15 protein-coding genes and 2 pseudogenes are annotated in these 20,403 nt (G+C 69.0%); 10 read left to right on the forward strand and 7 right to left on the reverse strand.

The window, feature by feature from the left end:
* Positions 1-12: 12 nt before the first annotated feature.
* The 3 genes from ACFJI2_RS11590 to ACFJI2_RS11600 all read right to left on the reverse strand — a co-directional run bounded on the left by ACFJI2_RS11590 (position 13) and on the right by ACFJI2_RS11600 (position 4,619).
* Complete coding sequence (locus ACFJI2_RS11590; RefSeq protein WP_377705135.1) at positions 13-762, reverse strand: DUF4198 domain-containing protein; 750 nt, start codon at positions 760-762, stop codon at positions 13-15.
* Between the two features lie 11 nt (positions 763-773).
* Entirely contained in the window at positions 774-2,921 is a 2,148-nt protein-coding gene (locus ACFJI2_RS11595) for a TonB-dependent siderophore receptor (RefSeq protein WP_377705136.1), read from the reverse strand.
* A gap of 222 nt (positions 2,922-3,143) precedes the next feature.
* A complete protein-coding gene (locus tag ACFJI2_RS11600; protein ID WP_377705137.1) occupies positions 3,144-4,619 on the reverse strand; it encodes an aldehyde dehydrogenase family protein in 1,476 nt (491 codons plus the stop codon).
* A gap of 317 nt (positions 4,620-4,936) precedes the next feature.
* Here ACFJI2_RS11600 and ACFJI2_RS11605 point away from each other — a divergent pair.
* From ACFJI2_RS11605 to ACFJI2_RS11635, 7 genes and pseudogenes are all read left to right on the forward strand, one after another.
* A pseudogene (locus tag ACFJI2_RS11605) lies at positions 4,937-6,212 on the forward strand (NAD(P)/FAD-dependent oxidoreductase).
* A gap of 9 nt (positions 6,213-6,221) precedes the next feature.
* Positions 6,222-7,178, forward strand: a complete 957-nt coding sequence (locus ACFJI2_RS11610; RefSeq protein ID WP_107979363.1) for an ABC transporter permease — start codon at positions 6,222-6,224, stop codon at positions 7,176-7,178.
* Positions 7,175-8,047: an ABC transporter permease gene (locus ACFJI2_RS11615; protein WP_377705138.1), complete on the forward strand. Its 873-nt coding sequence runs from the start codon at positions 7,175-7,177 to the stop codon at positions 8,045-8,047. The genes ACFJI2_RS11610 and ACFJI2_RS11615 overlap by 4 nt, the downstream gene beginning before the upstream one ends.
* Positions 8,044-9,909: an ABC transporter ATP-binding protein gene (locus ACFJI2_RS11620; protein ID WP_377705139.1), complete on the forward strand. Its 1,866-nt coding sequence runs from the start codon at positions 8,044-8,046 to the stop codon at positions 9,907-9,909. Before ACFJI2_RS11615 ends, ACFJI2_RS11620 begins: the two co-directional genes overlap by 4 nt.
* Positions 9,906-10,214, forward strand: a complete 309-nt coding sequence (locus ACFJI2_RS11625) for a (2Fe-2S)-binding protein (protein ID WP_107868849.1) — start codon at positions 9,906-9,908, stop codon at positions 10,212-10,214. Before ACFJI2_RS11620 ends, ACFJI2_RS11625 begins: the two co-directional genes overlap by 4 nt.
* A pseudogene (locus tag ACFJI2_RS11630) lies at positions 10,196-11,573 on the forward strand (NAD(P)/FAD-dependent oxidoreductase). The gene ACFJI2_RS11625 and the pseudogene ACFJI2_RS11630 overlap by 19 nt, the downstream one beginning before the upstream one ends.
* Positions 11,570-12,715: an NAD(P)/FAD-dependent oxidoreductase gene (locus ACFJI2_RS11635; protein ID WP_377705140.1), complete on the forward strand. Its 1,146-nt coding sequence runs from the start codon at positions 11,570-11,572 to the stop codon at positions 12,713-12,715. Before ACFJI2_RS11630 ends, ACFJI2_RS11635 begins: the two are co-directional and overlap by 4 nt.
* A gap of 31 nt (positions 12,716-12,746) precedes the next feature.
* Here the strand turns inward: ACFJI2_RS11635 and ACFJI2_RS11640 are convergent, their stop codons facing one another.
* The 3 genes from ACFJI2_RS11640 to ACFJI2_RS11650 all read right to left on the reverse strand — a co-directional run bounded on the left by ACFJI2_RS11640 (position 12,747) and on the right by ACFJI2_RS11650 (position 15,766).
* Entirely contained in the window at positions 12,747-14,888 is a 2,142-nt protein-coding gene (locus ACFJI2_RS11640; RefSeq protein WP_377705141.1) for an ATP-binding protein, read from the reverse strand.
* Positions 14,889-14,976: 88 nt separating this feature from the next.
* Positions 14,977-15,279: a Crp/Fnr family transcriptional regulator gene (locus ACFJI2_RS11645; protein ID WP_377705142.1), complete on the reverse strand. Its 303-nt coding sequence runs from the start codon at positions 15,277-15,279 to the stop codon at positions 14,977-14,979.
* Positions 15,236-15,766: a Crp/Fnr family transcriptional regulator gene (locus tag ACFJI2_RS11650; protein ID WP_377705143.1), complete on the reverse strand. Its 531-nt coding sequence runs from the start codon at positions 15,764-15,766 to the stop codon at positions 15,236-15,238. Before ACFJI2_RS11650 ends, ACFJI2_RS11645 begins: the two co-directional genes overlap by 44 nt.
* A gap of 219 nt (positions 15,767-15,985) precedes the next feature.
* Here ACFJI2_RS11650 and ACFJI2_RS11655 point away from each other — a divergent pair, with 219 nt between their 5' ends.
* From ACFJI2_RS11655 to ACFJI2_RS11665, 3 genes are all read left to right on the forward strand, one after another.
* Entirely contained in the window at positions 15,986-16,201 is a 216-nt protein-coding gene (locus ACFJI2_RS11655; protein WP_377705144.1) for a hypothetical protein, read from the forward strand.
* 145 nt (positions 16,202-16,346) lie between these two features.
* Positions 16,347-17,765 (forward strand): amino acid permease, encoded by a 1,419-nt coding sequence (locus ACFJI2_RS11660; RefSeq protein WP_377705145.1) that lies wholly within the window; start codon positions 16,347-16,349, stop codon positions 17,763-17,765.
* Between the two features lie 65 nt (positions 17,766-17,830).
* Positions 17,831-18,238: a hypothetical protein gene (locus ACFJI2_RS11665; RefSeq protein WP_132132275.1), complete on the forward strand. Its 408-nt coding sequence runs from the start codon at positions 17,831-17,833 to the stop codon at positions 18,236-18,238.
* A gap of 4 nt (positions 18,239-18,242) precedes the next feature.
* Here ACFJI2_RS11665 and ACFJI2_RS11670 read toward each other — a convergent pair whose 3' ends face one another.
* A complete protein-coding gene (locus ACFJI2_RS11670) occupies positions 18,243-20,399 on the reverse strand; it encodes a molybdopterin cofactor-binding domain-containing protein (RefSeq protein WP_377705146.1) in 2,157 nt (718 codons plus the stop codon).
* Positions 20,400-20,403: the final 4 nt, after the last annotated feature.

Genomic DNA, 20,403 nt, shown 5'->3' on the forward strand with positions numbered 1-20,403 from the left:
TCGTTCTCCCGTTTATTCCGGTGCGTGCGCCAGCACGAAGGACAGCGATGCCAGGTGCTCGATGCGGTTGTACTTGGTGGGCTGGTCGGACGGTGATTCAAAAATGGCCACGATCACGTTCAGCCCCTGGTTGCGGACCTTGAGCGTGACCGTGCCGTCGGCGCCGCTCAGCGCCGGCTCGCCGTCCGGGTCGTTGACCCAGTCGTGCAGCACCTTGGCGCCCGCCACCGGCTTGCCCTGATACAGCACGCGCAGCTTGATCGGCTGGCCCAGCATGGCCGGCAGCGCGGCCTCCACCGGCAGCACCTGCAGGGTCTGGCCGGGCAACGGCGCCAGCGGCGCGGTCAGCGGCGCGCGCAGGTGCACCGCGTACTTGATGGTGCGCTCGGCCACTACCGCCGTCGGCACCTCGTCCTTGCCTTTCTTGTGCCACTTGCCGTCCGGCGTCTTGCTCCAGGTGCCGTTGTCGAGCACTGCCGCCACCACGGCCGGCTGGTTCTCCAGGTTCACCAGCACCAGCCGGCCGTCCGGCTGCAGGCTGGCGGCCACCGGCTTGCCGGCGGCGTCGTAGCCTGCCATGCTGGTTACCTGCGGCAGCCGTTTCAGCGAGTCCAGGTCGTCCGCGCCCACCCCGTACAGGAAGGCCAGCTGCGTGGCCCGCTGCGCGAACCAGATGCCGTGCGCGGACGCCGTGGGCGCCAGGCCTGCGGCCATGGATGCCGCCAGCGCGGCGGCGATGGCGATTTTGCGTATCTTCTGCATAGGGCTGCTCCTTAGAATTTGTAGTTGAGGTTGAGGGTGACGGTGCGTTCGGTGCCCGGCGCCACCCACACCTGGCTGTACGAACTGGCGTAGTAGCGCTTGTTGAACAGATTGTCCACGTTGAGCGACACGCGCACCTTCTTGTTCGGCGACCAGGACGAGATCAGCTTGGCCGTGGTGTAGGCCGGCAGCGTGAAGTTGCTGGACACGGCCACGTCGCCCAGCCGGTCGCCGACATAATTCAGGCCGCCGCCCAGCGTCGCGGTGCCGCTGCCCAGCGCGAAGGTGGGCGTGATGACCAGCGAGGCGCTTTGCTTCGGCACGTTCGGGAAGCGGCTGCCGGTCACGATGGTGTTGTCCCCCTTGGTGACGGTAGCGTCGGTGTAGGCGTAGGCGGCGGACATGCGCACATTCGGCATGATCTCGCCCGACACGTCCAGCTCCACGCCCTTGCTGCCCACTTCGCCGGCCGAGATCGAGAAGTCCGTGTTCAGCGGATTGGTGGTCAGCACGTTCTCCTTCTTGATCTTGTACAGCGCCAGGGTGCCGGTGATCTTGCCGTCCGCCGTCTCCAGCTTGCCGCCCACCTCATACGAGCGGCTTTCCTCGGCCGGGAAGGCCTTGTTGTCGATGCTGATGCCGCTGTTCGGGCGGAAGCCCTTGGCCGCCGTGGCGTACAGCGACACGGTGCGCAGCGGCTGGTACACCAGGCCGGCGCGCGGACTGGTGGCGCTCAGCTTCTGGTTGTTGGAAGCGCTGGTGCGGTAGTTGCGCACGGTCTGGTCGTAGCTGTCGTGACGCACGCCGATCAGCGCCTTCCACTGGTCGGTGATGTCGACCTGGTCCTGGCCGTAGAAGGCGTGCGCGCGCTGCTCTTCCTTGGTGTCGATGGACAGCGTGAGCGGATCGGCCTTGCCGCCGTAGACCGGGTTGTAGATGTCGATCGCATAGGGGTTGGCGGCGCTCGGATTGCGGCGCAGCTGCACGCGGCGGTCGTCGAAGCGGTAGGCATCGACGCCCACCAGCACATTGTGCGTCAGCGAGCCGGTGTTGAACTTGCCCAGCAATTCCACGCGGCCCGACACGTCGATGGCGCCGAAATCGCGGTGGCGGCGCTGGCGGCGCAGGGTGCGGCCGTCCGCCAGCAGGTTGTTGGCCTCGGTCGAGAAGCCTTTCAGCGAACTGTCGCGGTAGGACAGGCCGGACTGCAGCTTCCACTGCTCGTTGAACTCGTGCTGCAGGAAGACCTGGTGGCCCACCGACTTGACCACGGTGGGGCCGTCGGCCGGTTCGCCCAGGTAGCGCGAATTGGGCACCAGGCCCAGCACGCCGTTCACCGCCACCACGCCACGGTCGAAAGGCACGCGCTGCTCGCTCGCCTCGATTTCGTAGGACAGCGTGGTGCTGTCGCCGATCAGCCAGATGAAGGACGGCGAAATGAAGGAGCGCTCGGTTTCGACGGTGTCGCGGAAGCTGTCGCCTTTTTCATAGGCCGCGTTCAGGCGGTAGGCGACGGTCTCGGTGACCGGGCCGGTCAGGTCCACCGCCGTGCGGTAGGTGTGGAAGCTGCCCACCGACAGGTCCAGCGAGTAGCCCGGCTCGAAGCGCGGCTTCTTGGTCGTGATGTTGACGGTGCCGCCAGGCTCGCCCCGGCCATACAGTGCCGACGCGGGGCCTTTCAGCACTTCCACGCTGTTGGTGCTGGCCGAATCGCGCAGGCCGTTGTAGCCCCGGCTGGAGCTGAAGCCGTTGACCAGGTAGTCGGAGCCGAAGTTGGGATCGCCCGTGAAGCCGCGCATGGCATAGCTGTCCCACAGGCCGCCCAGGTTGCTCTGCTTGGAGATGCCGCTGGTGAGGTCCAGCGCGCCGGCCAGGTTGGTCACGCCCACGTCCTTGAGCAGGTCGGCCGTCAGCACGCGCACGCTTTGCGGCAAGTCCTTGAGCAGGGTGTCGGTCTTGGTGGCGCCGGTGGCCGACAGCGCGCGGTAGTTCTGGCGCGTTGCCTTGACCACCACCACTTCGCGCTTGGCGGCCGGTTCCCCGGCAGCGGCGGCTTCCGCTGCAGGCGTCTCCGCAGGTTCGGGCTCGGCGGCCAGCACGGCTAGTGGATAGGTCGCGGCCAGAAACAGGGCCAGGGTGCGGTGACGTGTGGGATACATGACAAACTCCTAGTTAGGTGTGAATGTACTTGATAAAGCGTCTACTGCTAACGATTACATCACGCCGCGTCCGCCGGATTGCACTGTAATCGCCCTGTCACAAAACGGAAATATGCTTTTTCCGTGCCTTGCGCAGCACAACTTGCTGCCGTTCTGAAAGCCGCACAAGTGCAGTGCAGCCTTGCGCGCGCCGCCCCGTCAAGGCGCGCCGCGCGCACCGTTTTAGCGCGCGAAATCGACCAGTACGGTCTTGAAGCGCAGGTTGGCCTCGTAGGCCTGGCGGCCCAGGTCCTTGCCCATGCCGGAGCGCTTGAAGCCGCCGGTGGGCAACACATAGTCGTCGCTCCGGCCGTAGCGGTTGATCCACACCGTGCCCGCTTCCAGGCCGCGCGCGCAGCGCAGCGCGCGGCCCACGTCCGCCGTATGCACGCCGGCCGCCAGGCCGTAGGACGGATGGTCGCCCAGCGCCAGGGCCTCGTCCTCGTCGTCGAACACCTGCACCGTCAGCACCGGGCCGAAGATCTCGTCGCGCACCGCTTCCATATTGGCGTCCACCCCGGTGAGGATGGTGGGCAGGTAGAACGCGCCCTCGCCCGCCACCGGCGCCAGTCTGCCGCCCACGGCCAGCGTGGCGCCGGCCTGCACGCTCCGCTGCACCATGCCGTCGATGCGGGCAGCGTCCGCCGGCGAGATGATGGGCGACAGCGTGGCCCCCGCTTCCCAGGTGTGGCCGGCACGCAGCGCGCTGAACGCTGAAGCGATGCCGTCCACCAGCCGCTCCGCCACGGCGCGCTGCACGATCAGCCGCGAGCCGGCCACGCACACCTGCCCCGCGTTGCCGGCGATGGCCCCGGCCACCATGCGCGCCACCTTGTCCAGGTCCGGCGCGTCGGCGAACACCAGCTGCGGGCTTTTGCCCCCCAGCTCCAGCGTGACCGGCTTGGTGCCGGTCTGCGCGCAGGCGGCCATGATGGCGCTGCCGGTGCGGGTCGAGCCGGTGAACGTCACTTTTGAAATGCGCGGATGGCGCACCAGCGCGTCGCCAGTGATGCGGCCGTCGCCCTGTATCACATTGAAGATCCCGGGCGGCATGCCGGCCTGCACCGCCAGTTCGGCCAGCCGCACGGCGGAGAACGGAGTCAGTTCGGAGGGCTTGAGCACCACCGCGTTGCCGGCCGCCAGCGCCGGGCCTATCTTCCAGGACGCCATCACCAGCGGGAAGTTCCACGGCGCGATGGCGCCGATCACGCCATACGGCTCGGCGATGGTCATGCCCAGCGAATCGCTGCGGGTGGCCGCCACGTCGCCGCCTATCTTGTCGGCGAATTCGGCGAAGAAGCGGATGCCCTCGGCGGTAAACGGCACGTCCCAGCCGGCCGCGTTGACGATGGGCCGCGTGGAGCCCACCGCTTCCAGCGCGGCCAGGCCGGGATCGGACTCGATCAGGTCGGCCCAGCGGCGCAGCACGCGGGCGCGCTCGCGCGGCGCCTGGGTGGCCCAGGTGCTGGTCTTGAAGGCGCTCCAGGCATTCTGCACCGCCTGGTCCACCAGGTCCGCGTCCGCCACCGGCAGGCCGGCGTAGACCGCGTTGTCGGACGGACGGCGCACATCCATTGCCGGCCCCTGGCCGGCCACATGGCGCCCTCCTATGTAATGGCCGCTGCTTACCTGGATTTCGTCGGGATTAAAGCTCTGCATGGGGATTCCTTGAATATTTGTTAAGGCCGGCGTGAAACTGGAATGAAAACTGCGTAGGGCTATGCTAAGGGCGAAGCCGCAGCATTAAATGCCGCCGGGGGCGCCCCGGGAGGCGCAAGCTTGTGTAGTTTTGCCGCCAGCCATAGATCATGCTTGAGGCGGAAGGCGCAGCAATGTGTGCTGCGCGGGGCGGCGAAAACCGCTGTTTCTGTCTCCGGCGCGCGGCAATTCGGAATTTTGCGCAGAGCGGCCTATGGTGTAATGGATGTAACAGCTTGGTAATGGATTCATTAAGATAGACTCATCGAGGACGCAGCATGAAGCTTGAATCGTATTGGCTCGATACCGCGCCCGCATTTGCAGGCGCGGCGCAAGGTCCGGTGGTGCCGCGCGCCGACGTGGTGGTGGTTGGCGGCGGCTTCACCGGCCTGTCCGCCGCGCTCGCGCTGGCCCGGCGCGGCGCCTCCGTGGTGCTGCTGGAAGCCGGCCGGGTGGCCGGCGAAGCATCCGGCCGCAACGGCGGCCAGTGCAACACCGGCCTGGCGCACGACTACGCCGACCTGGCCGCCCGCCTCGGCGAAGACCATGCGCGCGCCTGCTACCAGGCCTACGACGACGCGGTGGATACGGTGGAGCAGCTGGTGGCGCAGGAAGCCATCGACTGCGATTTCCGCCGCTGCGGCAAACTGAAACTGGCGGCCAAGCCGGAGCACTACGCCAAGCTGGAACGGGCCTGGGAGCGCCTGCGCCAGCGCGCCGATCCCAATGTGGAACTGCTCAAGGCCGCCGACCTCGCCCCCGAGATCAACGCCGAAGGCTTCTACGGCGGCCTGCTGCAGCGCCAGGGCGCCCAGATGCACATGGGTAGATTCGCCGTCGGCCTGGCCGAAGCGGCGGTGCGCGCCGGCGCCAGGGTCTACCAGGGCGCGGCGGTGCAGCACATCGAGCGCACTGCCGGCGGCTACCGCATCGCCTCGGCGCGCGGCGCCATCGACGCGCAGCAGGTCTTCCTCGCGACCGGCAATTCCAGCCTGGGGCCGTTCGGCTATTTCCCGCCGCCGCCTGGTGTCGGTGGGCAGCTTCATCATCGCCACCGAGCCGCTGGGCGAGGACCTGATCGACGCCATCCTGCCGGGCCGGCGCAACTACGTCACCACCAAGAACATCGGCAACTACTTCCGCCTCACCCCGGACAACCGCCTGCTGTTCGGCGGGCGCGCGCGCTTCGCGCTGTCCAACCCCAAGTCGGACGCCAAGAGCGGCCGCATCCTGGCCGATACCATGGTGCGCCTGTTCCCGCAGCTGGAGCGCACCGCCATCGACTACTGCTGGGGAGGACTGGTGGACATGACGGCCGACCGCCTGCCGCGCGCGGGCGAGCATGAGGGCATGTTCTATTCGCTGGGCTACAGCGGCCACGGGGTGCAGATGTCGGTGCACATGGGCCAGAAGATGGCCGAGGTGATGGCGGGCCAGGCCGACAGCAATCCCTGGCGCGGCCTGGACTGGCCGGCCATCCCGGGCTACTACGGCAAGGCGTGGTTCCTGCCGCTGGTGGGCGCCTATTACAAACTGCAAGACCGCCTGCACTGAGGCCCGCCCATGAACGGAACCATAGGAAAGCTGCTGCTGACGCGCCTGAGCCTGGGCGCGCTGACCTTGCTGATCGTCTCGGTGGTGGTGTTCGCCATCACCAACCTGCTGCCGGGCGACGCCGCCCAGGAATCGCTGGGCCAGGCCGCCACGCCGGAAGCGGTGGCGGCGCTGCGCGCCCAGTTCGGGCTGGACCAGCCTGCCCCGGTGCGCTACGCGCGCTGGCTGGGCCACATGCTGCAGGGCGACGCCGGCACCTCGCTGGTGAACGGCCAGGCCATCGGCGAACTGATAGGCAAGCGCCTGCCCAGCTCCCTGGTGCTGGCCGGCGCCACCGCCGCCGTCTCGGTGCCGCTGGCACTGGCGCTGGGCATCCTGTCGGCCATGTACCGCGGCTCGCTGTTCGACCGCGGCATGAATATGCTGGCCGTGTCGCTGGTGTCGGTGCCGGAATTCCTGATCGCCACGCTGGCCGTGCTGCTGTTCGCCGTCAAGCTGCGCTGGCTGTCGGCGCTGTCGCACACGGCGGACATCGCCAGCCTGGGCCAGTTCCTCAAGGCCTACGCCATGCCGGTATTCACGCTGTGCTGCGTGATCGTGGCGCAGATGGCGCGCATGACGCGCGCCGCCGTCATCGACCAGCTGCGCGCGCCCTACGTGGAGATGGCGCGGCTCAAGGGCGCGCGGCCGGTGCGCATCGTGCTGGCCCATGCGCTGCCCAACGCCATCGGCCCGATCGCCAACGCGGTCGCGCTCAGCCTGTCGTATCTGCTGGGCGGCGTGCTGATCGTCGAGAGCATCTTCAACTATCCCGGCATCGCCAACCTGATGATAGACGCCGTCACCACGCGCGACATCCCGCTGGTGCAGGCCTGCGCCATGATCTTCTGCGGCGCCTACCTGCTGCTGGTGATGCTGGCCGATATCTGTGCAATTGTTTCCAACCCGAGGTTACGCAATCTATGAACAGCACCGCTACCCCTGTTCCGTCCAAGCCGCAGGGCCGCTTGCGCGCCGCGTGGTGCGCCGTCGCCGGCCTGCCCGTGCCCGCGCTGATAGGCCTGGCCATCGTGCTGTTCTGGCTCGCCGCCACCGTGGCCGGCCCGGCTATCGCGCCGCACGACGCGGCCGACATCGTCGACCCCGACGTGTTCGGCGCCATCAGCGCGCAATTTCCCATGGGCACAGACTACCTGGGGCGCGACATGCTGAGCCGCGTGCTGTACGGCGCGCGCTACACGGTGGCGCTGGCCCTGGCCGCCACGCTGCTGGCCAGCGGGGTGGGCACCCTGCTCGGCCTGTACGCGGCGGTGGCCGGCGGCTGGCTGGACGCGGGCCTGAGCCGCGCGCTCGACGCCCTGATCTCCATTCCCAGCAAGATGTTCGCGCTGATGATGGTGGCCTCCTTCGGCTCCTCGGTGCCGGTGCTGGTGCTCACCGCCGCGCTGGGCTTCATGCCCGGCGCCTACCGCATCGCGCGCGCGCTGGCCGTCAACGTGCAAGCGATGGAATTCGTGCAGGCGGCGCGGGCGCGCGGCGAAGGCATGGCCTACATCGGCTGCGTGGAAATCCTGCCCAATATGATACGGCCGGTGCTGGCCGACTTCGGCCTGCGCTTCGTGTTCACCGTGCTGCTGCTGAGCGGCCTGTCCTTCCTCAGTCTCGGCGTGCAGCCGCCGGACGCGGACTGGGGCTCGCTGGTGCGCGAAAACATCGGCGGCCTGGCAGAAGGCGCGCCGGCCGTGCTAATGCCGGCGCTGGCCATCGCCACGCTGACCATAGGCGTCAACCTGCTGATCGACAACCTGCGCGGCAAGAAGAAGGACGCACGATGAAACCATTGGTACAAGTGAACAACCTGCGCGTGGTCGCGCGCAACGACGCGGGCGTGGACATCCCCATCGTCAAGGGCGTCAGCTTCGCGCTCGACAAGGGCGAGGTGCTGGCCCTGATCGGCGAATCGGGCTCCGGCAAGACCACCATCGCGCTGTCGCTGATGGGCTATGCGCGCCAGGGCTGCCGCATTGCCGGCGGCCAGGTGCGCGTGGGCGAGCAGCAGGTGCTGGAACTGGACGAGCGAGGCCTGTCCGCGCTGCGCGGCCGCACCGTGGCCTATATCGCGCAAAGCGCCTCGTCGGCCTTCAACCCGTCCAAGACGCTGATGGACCAGGTGGTCGAAAGCGCGGCCATCCACCACACCATGCCGCGCGCCCAGGCGGAAGCGAAGGCAGTGGAACTGTTCCGCGCGCTGGCCTTGCCGGACCCCGAACGCCTGGGATCGCGCTATCCGCACCAGGTGTCCGGCGGCCAGCTGCAGCGCGTGATGGCGGCCATGGCCTTCATCACCGACCCGGCGCTGGTGATCCTGGACGAGCCGACCACCGCGCTCGACGTCACGACGCAGATCGAAGTGCTGCGCGCCTTCAAGGACGTGGTGCGCCAGCTCGGCACCACGGCCGTCTATGTGTCGCACGACCTGGCCGTGGTGGCGCAGATGGCCGACCGCATCGTGGTGCTGCGCGACGGCGAGATCCGCGAGGACGGCGCGACGCCGCAGGTGCTCAACGCGCCGGCCCACGAGTACACGCGCAGCCTGCTGGCGGCGGCCGAACCGGCCGTGCGCGACATCAGCATCGAACTGCCGTCGCTGACCAGGCTGGCCCCGCCGCTGCTGGAGATACGCGGCCTGCACGCCGGTTACGGCCCGGCCGGCGCCGACGGCCTGCCGTCCAAGCGCATCCTGGGCGACATCAACCTGACCATCGCGCGCGGCGCCACGGTGGGCGTGATCGGCGAGTCCGGCTCCGGCAAGACCACGCTGGCGCGGGTGGTGGCCGGCATGGTGCCCATCGCGCGCGGCGAAGTGCTGCTGGACGGCGGCGCGCTGCCCTCCTGCACCGGAGGCCGCACGCGCGAGCAGCACCAGCGCGTGCAGTTCGTGTTCCAGAACGCGGACACCTCGCTCAACCCGGCCCACACCATAGGCGGCATCCTGGCCCGCCCGCTCAGCTTCTACCACGGCCTGAAGGGCGACGCGCGCCGGCGACGCGTGCTGCAGCTGCTGGACCTGGTGCGCCTGCCGGCCGCCATCGCCAACCGCCTGCCGGGCGAGCTGTCCGGCGGCCAGAAGCAGCGCATCAACCTGGCGCGCGCGCTGGCGGCCGAGCCGGACCTGATCCTGTGCGACGAGATCACCTCCGCGCTGGACACCGTGGTGGCGGCCGCCATCCTGGACCTGATGGCCGAGCTGCGGCGCGAGCTGAAGGTGTCCTACATGTTCATCAGCCACGACATCAGCACCGTGCGCGCCATCTGCGACGAGATCGTGGTGCTGTACGCCGGCAGCAAGGTCGAGGCGCGGCCGCGCGAAGCGCTGGCCGAAGCGCCCTTCCATCCCTACTCGCACCTGCTCATTTCGTCCGTGCCCAAGCTGGAGCAGGGCTGGCTGGACGGCGTCTGCGCGCGCCGCGCCAGCCGCCTGCCGCCGCTGGGCGCAGCAGGCACCGCGGCGCCGGCCGCCGGCGCCGCCCTGTGCACCTTCCTGCCGCGCTGCAGCGAACGCATCGACGGCGTGTGCAACCGCCTGCCCCCGCCGCGCCAGATGCTGGCCAACGGCGGCGAAATCCTGTGCCACCATGCCCCCGCCGCGCTGGCGCTGCGCCAGTCCCCTTTACACCGCTTTGAGGAAGTCGCATGAACTCACGCTTTGTCCGCCTGGCCGAAACGGCCCGGCCGCCGGTCAGCTTCACGATAGACGGCGAACCCGCCGCCGCCCTGGAGGGCGACACCCTGCTGGTGGCCATGCTTAACGCCGCGCGCAGCCTGCGCAGTTCCGAATTCGGCGAAGGCCGCCGGGCGGGCTTTTGCCTGATGGGCGCCTGCCAGGATTGCTGGGTCTGGACCGCCGCCGGCGAGCGCCTGCGCGCCTGCTCCACCGAAGTGCGCGAAGGCCTGGCCATCGTCACCCGCGATACGGAGGCGGCATGGCTGAAGCTCGCGTAATTGTGATCGGCGCCGGCCCTGCCGGGGTGCGCGCCGCCGAGGAACTGGCGGCGGCCGGGCTGCGCCCCGTCGTCATCGACGAAGGCCGGCGCGACGGCGGCCAGATCTACCGCCGCCAGCCCGGGCATTTCACCCGCAGCTACGACAAGCTGTATGGCAGCGAAGCGGCGCGCGCGGCCAGCCTGCACGGCGCCTTCGACGCGCTGCGCGGCAAGATCGACTACCGCAGCGAGACGCTGGCCTGGAATATCTCGGACGGCCACCTGCACATCGTGAGCGGCGCGCACGGCGAGCGCCTGCCCTATTCGGCCCTGCTGATCTGCTCCGGCGCCACGGACCGCCTGATGCCGGTGCCCGGCTGGGAACTGGCGGGGGTATTCAGCCTGGGGCGCGGCGCAGATTGCGCTCAAGTCGCAGGCCTGCTCGGTGGGCCGGCGCGTGGTCTTCCTCGGCAGCGGGCCGCTGCTCTACCTGGTGGCCTACCAGTACATGAAAGCCGGCGCCGGCGTGGCCGCCGTGCTCGATACCGCCCGCCTGCGCGACCAGGCCGCCGCCCTGCCCAAGCTGCTGGCGCGGCCCAAGCTGCTGCGCCTTGGCCTGTCGTATATGGCGGCGCTGCGCCGCGCCGGCGTGCAGTTGCGCTCGGGCGTCACCCCGCTCGGCATCTCCGGCGACGCGGAAGACGGCGTGCGCGGCCTGGCCTACCTGGACGCCGGCGGCACGCGCCGCGAGATCGCATGCGACGCGGTGGCCATGGGCTACCACCTGCGCCCAGAAACCCAGCTGGCCGACCTGGCGCGCTGCGCCTTCCGCTTCGACTCGGCGGCGCGCCAGTGGTTTCCCGAGGTGAGCGAGGATGGCCGCAGTTCCGTGTCCGGCGTGTACCTGGCCGGCGACGGCGTACGCATCCTCGGCGCCGAAGGGGCGGAGAACGCAGGCAGGCTGGCCGCGCTGGCCCTGCTGGCGGACATGGGCAGCGCCGTGGACACGCAGCGCGTGGAAGCGCTGAAACGCGAGCAGCGCAAGATGGAGCGCTTCCGCCAGGGGCTGGTGCAAGCCTTCCCCTGGCCCGCCGAGCAGGCCGCGCGCCTGCCGGACCAGGCCATCGTGTGCCGCTGCGAATGCATCACGGCCGGGGAACTGCGCCGTACCGTGCACGAGATGGGCGCGCAGGAGGCCAACCGCGCCAAAGCCTTCAGCCGCGTGGGCATGGGCCGCTGCCAGGGCCGCTACTGCGCGCAGGCCGGGGCCGAAGTCATCTCGGCAGCCTGCGGCGTCCCGGTCGAACAGGTGGGACGGCTGCGCGGCCAGGCGCCGGTCAAGCCGCTCGCCATACGGACGCGGGAGGAAGCGGCATGAGCGCCATTCAACATGCGGACGTCATCATCGTCGGCGGCGGCATCATGGGCGCCTCCACCGCCTTCTTCCTGCGCCAGCGCGGCGTGTCCGTGATCTTGCTCGAACGCGGGCTGACCGGCCAGCAGGCCAGCGGCGTCAACTTCGGCAATGTGCGGCGCCAGGGCCGCTTCCTGGCGCAGCTGCCGCTGTCCATGCGCGCCCACGCCATCTGGCAGCGCCTGCCCGAACTGATCGGCGAGGACGCCGAGTACCTGCAGAGCGGCCACCTGCGCTGCGCCTACCAGCCGGAACAGGTGGAAGTGCTGGAGAAGTACGCGCGCGAGGCGCGCCACTACGGGCTGGAGCTGGAGATGCTGGGCGAGCAGGACATCCGCCGCCGCTATCCCTTGCTGGGCCGGGAAGTGATTGCCGGCTCGCTGGCGGCGCAGGACGGCCATGCCAACCCGCGCCTGGCCGCGCCGGCATTTGCCCGCGCCGCCGCACGCGCCGGCGCGCACATCATCGAGAACACGGAAGTGCTGGCCATAGAAAAGGATGGCCTGGATTTCCGCGCCACCTGCGCCGGCGGCCGCGAGTACCGCGCGCCATCGCTGCTGGTGGCCAGCGGCGCCTGGGGCGACAAGATGGCGGCGCAGTTCGGCGAGCCGGTGCCGATGGCCGTGCGCGGACCCCAAATGGGGGTGACCGAACCGGTGCCCTATGTGATCGGCCCGGCCATCGGCGTGGCGGTCAAGTCGATCACGGAATCCTTGTATTTCAGGCAGGTCAAGCGCGGCAACATCGTGTTCGGCGGCTGCGGGCGCGGCCCGGCGGACCAGCTGACGCGCCGCGCCTACGTGCTGCCCGAGCACACGCTGGCCCAGTTCCGGCAGATGGCGCGGCTGGCGCCGGCGGTGGCCAAGCTGAATATCATCCGCGTGTGGAGCGGCATCGAAGGCTATATGCAGGACGACCTGCCGGTGATGGGACCGAGCGGCCGCGTCAGCGGCCTGCACTACGCGTTCGGCTTCTCCGGCCACGGCTTCCAGCTGGGACCGGGCGTGGGCGACGTGATGGCAGAGCTGATCGCCACCGGCGCCACCTCGACGCCGATCGAGCCCTTCGCCATCGGCCGCTTCGCGCTGGCGGCCGCCGCCGCGTGAAGCCGGACGCGTGCCGGTACCGGGGCGCGGGCTACGCGGCGCCGGCGATGGCGCGCTGCAGTTCGGCGATGCCGGCCGGCTTGGTCAGGTGCAGGTCGAATCCGGCCGCCTCGGCGCGCCGCTTGTCCGCGCCCTGGCCGTAGCCGGTGAGCGCGATCAGCCGCAGCGCGCCGCGGCTGCGTGCCCGCAGTGCCGCCGCCAGCTGGTAGCCGTTCATGTCCGGCAAGCCGATGTCGATAATGGCCACTTCGGGCTGCGCCGCCGCGAAGCTGTCCAGCGCCGCGCTGGCGCTGTGCACCGCCGCCACGTCATGCCCGCTCAGTTCCAGCAAGTCCTGCAGGCCGCGGGCCGCGTCCTGGTTGTCGTCCACCACCAGGATGCGGCGCCGCGCCACGGCCTCCGGTTCCGGCTCCGGGGCCGCCTCCATGTCCGGCGCCGCGATGGCGGGCAGCAGCACTTCAAAGGTGCTGCCCTGGGCCTGCCCGGCACTGATGGCGCCGATGCGCCCGCCGTGCCGTTCCACGATGTTGCGGGCGATCGCCAGGCCCAGTCCCAGCCCGCCGGCGGCGCGCGCCAGCGGCTGCGGCGCCTGGTAGAAGGGCTCGAAGATGTGCTGCAGCATGTCCGGCTGCATGCCCACGCCATGGTCGCGCACCTGCAGCCGCGCCTGGCCGGCGCTCTGTTCCAGCGTCACCGAAATCGCGCCGTCACAGCCGAAGCGCACCGCGTTTGACAGCAGATTGGTCATCACCTGCACCAGCCGGCTTTCATCGCCCAGCACCCACAGGCTATCGGGCATCTGCACACTGATGGCCGGGCCGCGCTGCTTGGCGGCGTTGGCCGCGTCCACCGCCTGCGCCACCACCTGGCACAGGTTCACCGGCGCCATCACCAGTTCCAGCTTGCCGCGCGTGATGCGCGACACGTCCAGCAAATCGTCCACCAGGCGCTTCAGGTGCGTGACCTGGCGCCGCATCACGTCGCGTTCGCGCTGGTAGACGCCCTGCTCGCGCGCCGACATCAGGTCCAGCGCGCTGACGATGGGGCTGAGCGGGTTGCGCAGTTCGTGCCCCAGCACGGCGAGGAAATCGTCCTTGGCGCGGCTGGCGCTTTCGGCGCGCGCCAGCGCTTCCTCCTGCGCCTTCAAGGCCTGCTCCAGCGAAGCGAGCAGATGGCCGCGTTCACGCTCCTGTCCTTCGCGCTGGTGGGCCGCCGCTTCCAGCGCCAGGCCCATCATGTTGACTTCATAAATGCCCGACGGCTCGATGCGCACCGGCTCGCCCCGCCCCAGCCGCACCGCCTGTTCCTGCAGCGAGCCCATGGCCGTCACCATGCGGCGCGCGATCAGCAGCGCCAGGCCGCTGCACAGCAGCAGCGAGGCGATGATGGCGCCGGCGTAGATGGCCACGCTTTGCGCCAGGATGCGGCTCAGCGCGGCGGTCGGCGCGCCCACCGCCACGGTCCAGCCGTAGCGCGACAAGCGCGTGTAGGCCGTCACCACCTCCACGTTTTCCAGCGTGCGCGTCACGCCCACGCCTTCCATCGGTCCGGTCCGCATCAGCTCCCCCAGCGTCGGGCTGGGGCCCGAGCCGACGGTGCGTTCGTGGTCCAGCGAACGGGCCACGCGCAGGCCGCTGTTGTCGTGCACGGAGATGACCCAGCCGTCGGGATTGCGCTGGCGCTGTATCAGTTTGAGGATGCGGCTGGGCTGGATGGCCGCCGTCAGCACATACTGGCGGTTGGCGTTGTCGGTGACGGGTACCCGCACCGGAAAGGCGGCCAGCCCGGCCTGGCCGACCGCGATGCGGCCGATCACCGGCTGGCGCAGGGACATGGCGCGCTGCAGGCTGTCCGGATCGATCACGCGGCCGTCCTGCGAGCCATAGGGCAGCACGGTCTTGAACAGCACGGCGCCGTTGGCGTCGGTGAGCACCACGCTGGACCAGTCGGGCTGGGTGCGCACCTGTTCCCTGGCGAACTCGTAGAAGACGGGTATGTTGGCTTCGCCCAGCGCGGGCGTGCGCGCCATGGTGCGCAGCGTGCCGACCCAGCCGTCCAGTTCCGCGTCCACCGCCGTGGACAGGGCGCGCGACAAGTCGAGCATCGAGCGTTCCAGCTCGCGGCGCTGATGGTCGGCCGTGGTCTTGACGCCCCAGGCGCCAATCAGGATCAAGGGCAGGAACCCGATCGCAGTCAACTGCACCAGTAAATGGCGCAGCCGAACCGGAACGCGGGCTTGGACTAGCATTTCACGTGTGAGATTACTCCTGCATGGCCAGGCGTGGCGCGAAGTAGCACGCGCCTGCGTTGCCCTCCAGGATACTACGGTCCAGCACCTCGATCACGCCGCGGCGGCACTGGATGGCGCCTTCGGCTTGCAGCTTGGCGGCGCTGGCGGTGATGCTCTCGCGCCGCACGCCCAGCAGGTTGGCGATATTCTCCTGGGTGGCCTTCAGTTCGCTGCCCAGCGAACGGTCCAGGCGTTCCAGCAGCCAGCGGCACAGCTTCTGGTCGATGCTGCTATGACGGCTGCTGACCACGTTTTGCGCCAGCTGGGTAAACATGCCTGCTCGTGTAGCGCATCAGTTGCTGGGCCAGCACGCCGCCCTCGGCGAAACTGCGGCGCAGCACGTCGGCGTCCAGGCGGTAGCCGTAGCCGGCGCCGGTCACCACGGCGGTGTTGCTGGCACGCTCGCCACGGTAGAAGGCCATCCCGGCCACGCCTTCGCGGCCGACCACGGCAATCTCCGTCGTGGCGCCGTCTTCGTTAATATATTGCAAAGAAACGATGGCATTGGTCGGGAAATAACAGAATTCCAGCTCGTCGCCGAAGTCGTACAGGCACTGGCCGGCTTTCAGCGGGACCAGTTCCATATGGCTGCGCAGGCGTTCCAGGTCCGGCTCGGGCAAGGCGCGCAGCAATTCGTTCTGGCGGGCGCCGGCCAGGGACATGACGGGGGCGGCGGCGGTACGGCGCGCGCCCGGAATGGCGGCGGTGGCGACGGCGGCGGCGTTGGCGGTGGCGGCGGTAGTATGGGCAGCAATGAACATTGGGGCACCTGATCTGTTGTTGTTATCTTCAGGCTCCACTTTAAGAGTTGCAGCAACTCAGCAGTATCGGAGGGGACGATAGCCGCGTGTAGTACATCAGCAGGCGAAAATGTCATCTTATTCCTACGTAATGCGAGGTAACGCACATTCAGCCCATCCGGGCTCGCACATAATGGGACCCATGGCAGCGCACCGCCCAACTTCAGCTCGACGACCAAGATGGACAACTACTCCCAAGCCCTGTACGCCCTGAAACGCCAGAAACTCGCTGTCGAGCGCACGCTCGGCGCCAGGTCGAACGAAGAATGTGTGGTTGCGTCGCGCTGGGTGAGCGCCTGGCAGAAGCTGGTCCAGGCCCGCCTGGACCGCACCCCGGCCGCCCCGGCGGCAGCCGCCAGCCGCTACGTGGACCGCACCGGCCGCCTGCTACACTAAGTATCAATAGCACTCCAACTCTCTGTCCTTGCCATGGTGCCAACAAGGCGCCGTGTGCTAGTATGCGGCAGCGTCCAGCCATGATCTGGCCCGGCCGCCATACTTAAAAAATCTCAAGACAGAGACACATTGGAGAACCAAGATAGTGAGCATCTTTAGAACCAAAAACCTGGACGACATGGTCGCCGCTTCCCGCAAGCCGGGCGGCCTGGCCAAAGTACTCGGCCCCTTCGACCTTATCCTCATGGGCATCGGCGCCATCGTCGGCACCGGCATCTTCGTGCTGACCGGTACCGGCGCCCTGACCGCCGGCCCCGCCCTGACCATCTCCTTTGTGATCGCCGCCATCGCCTGCGGCTTCGCGGCCCTCTGTTACGCTGAATTCGCCTCCTCGGTGCCGGTCGCCGGCTCCATCTACACCTACAGCTACGCCACGCTGGGCGAGCTGGTGGCCTGGATGATAGGCTGGGACCTGCTGCTGGAATACGGCCTGGCCACCTCCGCCGTGTCGGTCGGCTGGTCCGGCTACCTGCAGTCGCTGGTGGCCAGCGTCGGCTACCGCCTGCCGGTCGAGCTGACCGCCGCCCCCGGCGCCGTGCCGGGCGTGACCACCTGGTTCAACCTGCCGGCGCTGCTCATCATGCTGGTGCTGACGGCCATGCTGTCGCTGGGCGTGCGCGAATCGGCCCGCGTCAACAATATCATGGTGGCCATCAAGATCGGCGTGGTGCTGCTGTTCATCGCCGTCGGCGTCAAGCACGTCGAACCGAGCAACTGGCAGCCCTATGCGCCGTTCGGCGCCACCGGCATCATGAGCGCCGCCGCGCTGGTGTTCTTCGCCTTCATCGGCTTCGACGCCGTGACCTCGGCCGCCGAGGAAGTCAAGCGCCCCGAGCGCGACCTGCCGATCGGCATTATCGGCTCGCTGGGCGCCTGCGCCGTGCTGTACGTGGTGGTGTCGGCCATCATGACCGGCATCGTGCCGTACCAGAAATTCCTGGGCGTGGACCATCCGGTCACGCTGGCGCTGGAATACGCCGGCGAAAACTGGGTGGCGCGCTTCGTCAACCTGGGTGCCATCCTCGGCATGACCACCGTGATCCTGGTGATGGCCTACGGCCAGACCCGCATCATCTTCGCCATGTCGCGCGACGGCCTGCTGCCGAAGAAGCTGTCCGAAGTGCACCCCAAGCACCACACCCCGTTCTTCGCCACCTGGATGGTGGGCCTGATCTTCGGCGGCATCGCCGCGCTGGTGCCGCTGAACGTGCTGACCGAGCTGATCAACATTGGCACCCTGGCCGCCTTCTGCCTGGTGTCCATCGCCGTGATCGTGCTGCGCAAGAAGCGCCCGGACCTGCACCGCGCCTTCCGCTGCCCCGGCGTGCCGGTGATCCCGGCGCTGGCCGTGATCATGTGCCTGGCGCTGATGAGCTTCCTGGCCTGGTTCACCTGGGTGGCCTTCCTGATCTGGCTGGCCATCGGCCTGGTGGTGTATTTCGGCTATGCGCGCCACAACTCGGTGCTCAACAATGCGCCGCCGGCCGCCGTCCCTGCCAAATAGCAGAGCGCCGCATTTCCGGCAATGGCTTATGATGGCGCTTTAGTCAACATCAGCCGGAGCCGGACATGATAGAAGGAAAAACCCTGCGCAGCGACCTGCAACACCTGTCGCGCGCGCTCAGGACGCTGCACAAAGCCTTGCTGGACGTGGAAACACAGTACTTCGGCAACGTCGGCGGCGCCCTCGAGCACCTGCAGCTGGTCACCAGCCACCCGCATTTCGCGTGGCTGCAGAAACTGTCGGGCGTCATCAGCTCGCTGGACGAGTGCCTGGACGACGAGGAAGCCCTCGTCGTCGACCTCGAGCGCCGCTTCCGCGCCGAGGTCGAAGGACTGGTCGGCCCGCTGCCCGCCACCGACGAGGACTTCCGCCTGCGCTACAACGCCATGCTGCACGACTCCCCCGAGGTGGCCATGGCGCACGGCGCGCTGCGCAAGGTGCTGGCGCAGCTGCCGGCAGCCCCGCGCGACTGATCCCCTACGCCTGCTTCAGCTGCGCCGCCTCCAGCGGCAAGCGGCGCAGGCGTTTTCCTGTCGCCGCGAACACCGCGTTCGCCAGCGCCGGCGCCACCATGGCGCAGCCGATCTCGCCCACCCCGCCCGGCGCTTCCGCGCTCTTGATCAGATGCACCTCGATGGGCGGCACCTCGTTCATGCGCAGCACCGGATAGTCGTGGAAATTGCTCTGGGTGATGCGGCCGTTCTCCAGCGTCAGCTTGCCGTACAGGGCCGCCGTCAGCCCGTACACGCTGCCGCTCTCGATCTGCGCGATCACCCCGTCCGTATTGACGGCATGGCCGCAATCGATGGCCGACACCACGCGCTTCAGGCTCACCTGGCCCGACGCGTCCACCGCCGCCTCCACCACGCAAGCCGCGTAGCTGCCCCAAGCCACGGCCAGCGACAGCCCCATGCCGGTGCCCGGTGCCATGGGCTTGCCCCAGCCGGCCCGCTGCGCCGCCATCTCCAGCACCGCCAGCGCGCGTGGTTCCTTGCTCAGCACCGCGCGCCGGTAGGCCAGCGGGTCGGTCCTGGCGCCAGCCGCCAGCTCGTCCATGAAGCTCTCGATGACGAAGGTGTTGTGGGTCGGTCCCACGCCGCGCCAGAAGCCGGTCGGCACCGCCGTCTCCACCGGATGGTATTCCACCACCTTGTGCGCGAAGTCGTAAGGACTGGCGGCGGCGTCGATGGCGTCCGTGTCGATGCCGTCCTTCATCCACACCGGCGCGTAGCGCGCCTCGATGGCCGAGCCGGCAAAGCGGTGGCGGAAGCCCACCGGCTTGCCCTGCGCGTCCAGCGCCATGGCCAGCTCGTCGCGGTACAGCGGCCGGTACAGGTCGTGCTGCATGTCCTCCTCGCGGCTCCAGATCACCTTGACCGGGAAGCTGACCTGGCGCGCGATCAGCGCCGCCTGCACCACGTAGTCCACTTCCAGCCGGCGTCCGAAGCCCCCGCCCAGCAGGAAGTTATTGATGCGCACCGTGGCCGGGTCCACGTTGAGCGCCTTGGCCACGAAAGCCTGCGCGCGCCCCGCCGCCTGGGTGCCGGTCCAGATGTCCACGCCGTCCTTGCGCACGTGCGCGGTGCAGTTCATCGGCTCCATGGTGGCATGGGCCAGGAAAGGCATCACATAGGTCGCTTCCACCTGGCGCGCGCCCGACTCCACCAGCTTGGCGTAGCCGCCCTCGTTCAGCGCCATCAGGCCCTTGCCCTGCATGGCCGTTTCCAGCTGGCGCTCCCACTCCGCGCCGGAGAACTTCGCGTTCGGCCCCTCGTCCCAGGTGATGGCCAGCGCGGCGAGGCCCTTGCGCGCGGCGCCGGTATGGTCGGCGATAACGGCCACCGCGTCGTCCAGCTTGACCACCTTGCGCACGCCTTTCACCGCGCGCGCCTTGCGGTCGTCAACCCTGGCCAGCTTGCCGCCGAATACAGGGCAGGCTGCCACCGCAGCGACCTTCATGCCGGGCACCTGCGCGTCGATGCCGAACTTGGCCGTGCCGTTCACCTTGGCGGGAATGTCCAGCCGCCTGGCCGGCGTGCCGACCAGGCGGAACGCCGACGCGGGCTTAAGCGGCACCTCCTTGGGTGCCGGCATGGTGGCCGCCTTGGCCGCCAGTTCGCCGTAGGAGAGCTTGCGGCCGCTGGCCGGGTGCGTCACCGCGCCTTGCGCCGCCGTGCAGCTGCCCGGGTCCACGCCCCAGGTGGACGCGGCGGCCGACACCAGCATGATGCGCGCCGCCGCGCCGGCCTTGCGCATCGGCTCCCAGGCGCCGCGCACGCTGGCCGAGGCGCCTGTCAGCTGGGCGCCGAACAGCGGGTGCCCGTACAGTTTCTCGTCGGCAGGCGCGTGCTCGACGCGCACCGAAGCCAGGTCCACCTCCAGCTCCTCGGCCAGCAGCATGGGAATGGCGGTGTAGGCGCCCTGTCCCATTTCCACGAAGGGGCAGACCACGGTCACCGTGTTGTCGGCGCCGATGCGCAGATAGGCGTTGGGCGCGAACGCGGGAGGCGGCGCCATCCTGGCGGCGGCGCCGGCGGACGGCAGGTAGAACGACAGCACCAGCCCGCCCGCTGCTCCCAGGCCGGTCATGAGGAAGGCGCGCCGCGTGGCGGTGTGCAGATTAGGGGTATCCATGGCG

The sequence above is a fragment of the Pseudoduganella sp. UC29_71 genome, assembly GCF_042693265.1.
Taxonomy (GTDB): Bacteria; Pseudomonadota; Gammaproteobacteria; order Burkholderiales; family Burkholderiaceae_D; genus Rugamonas.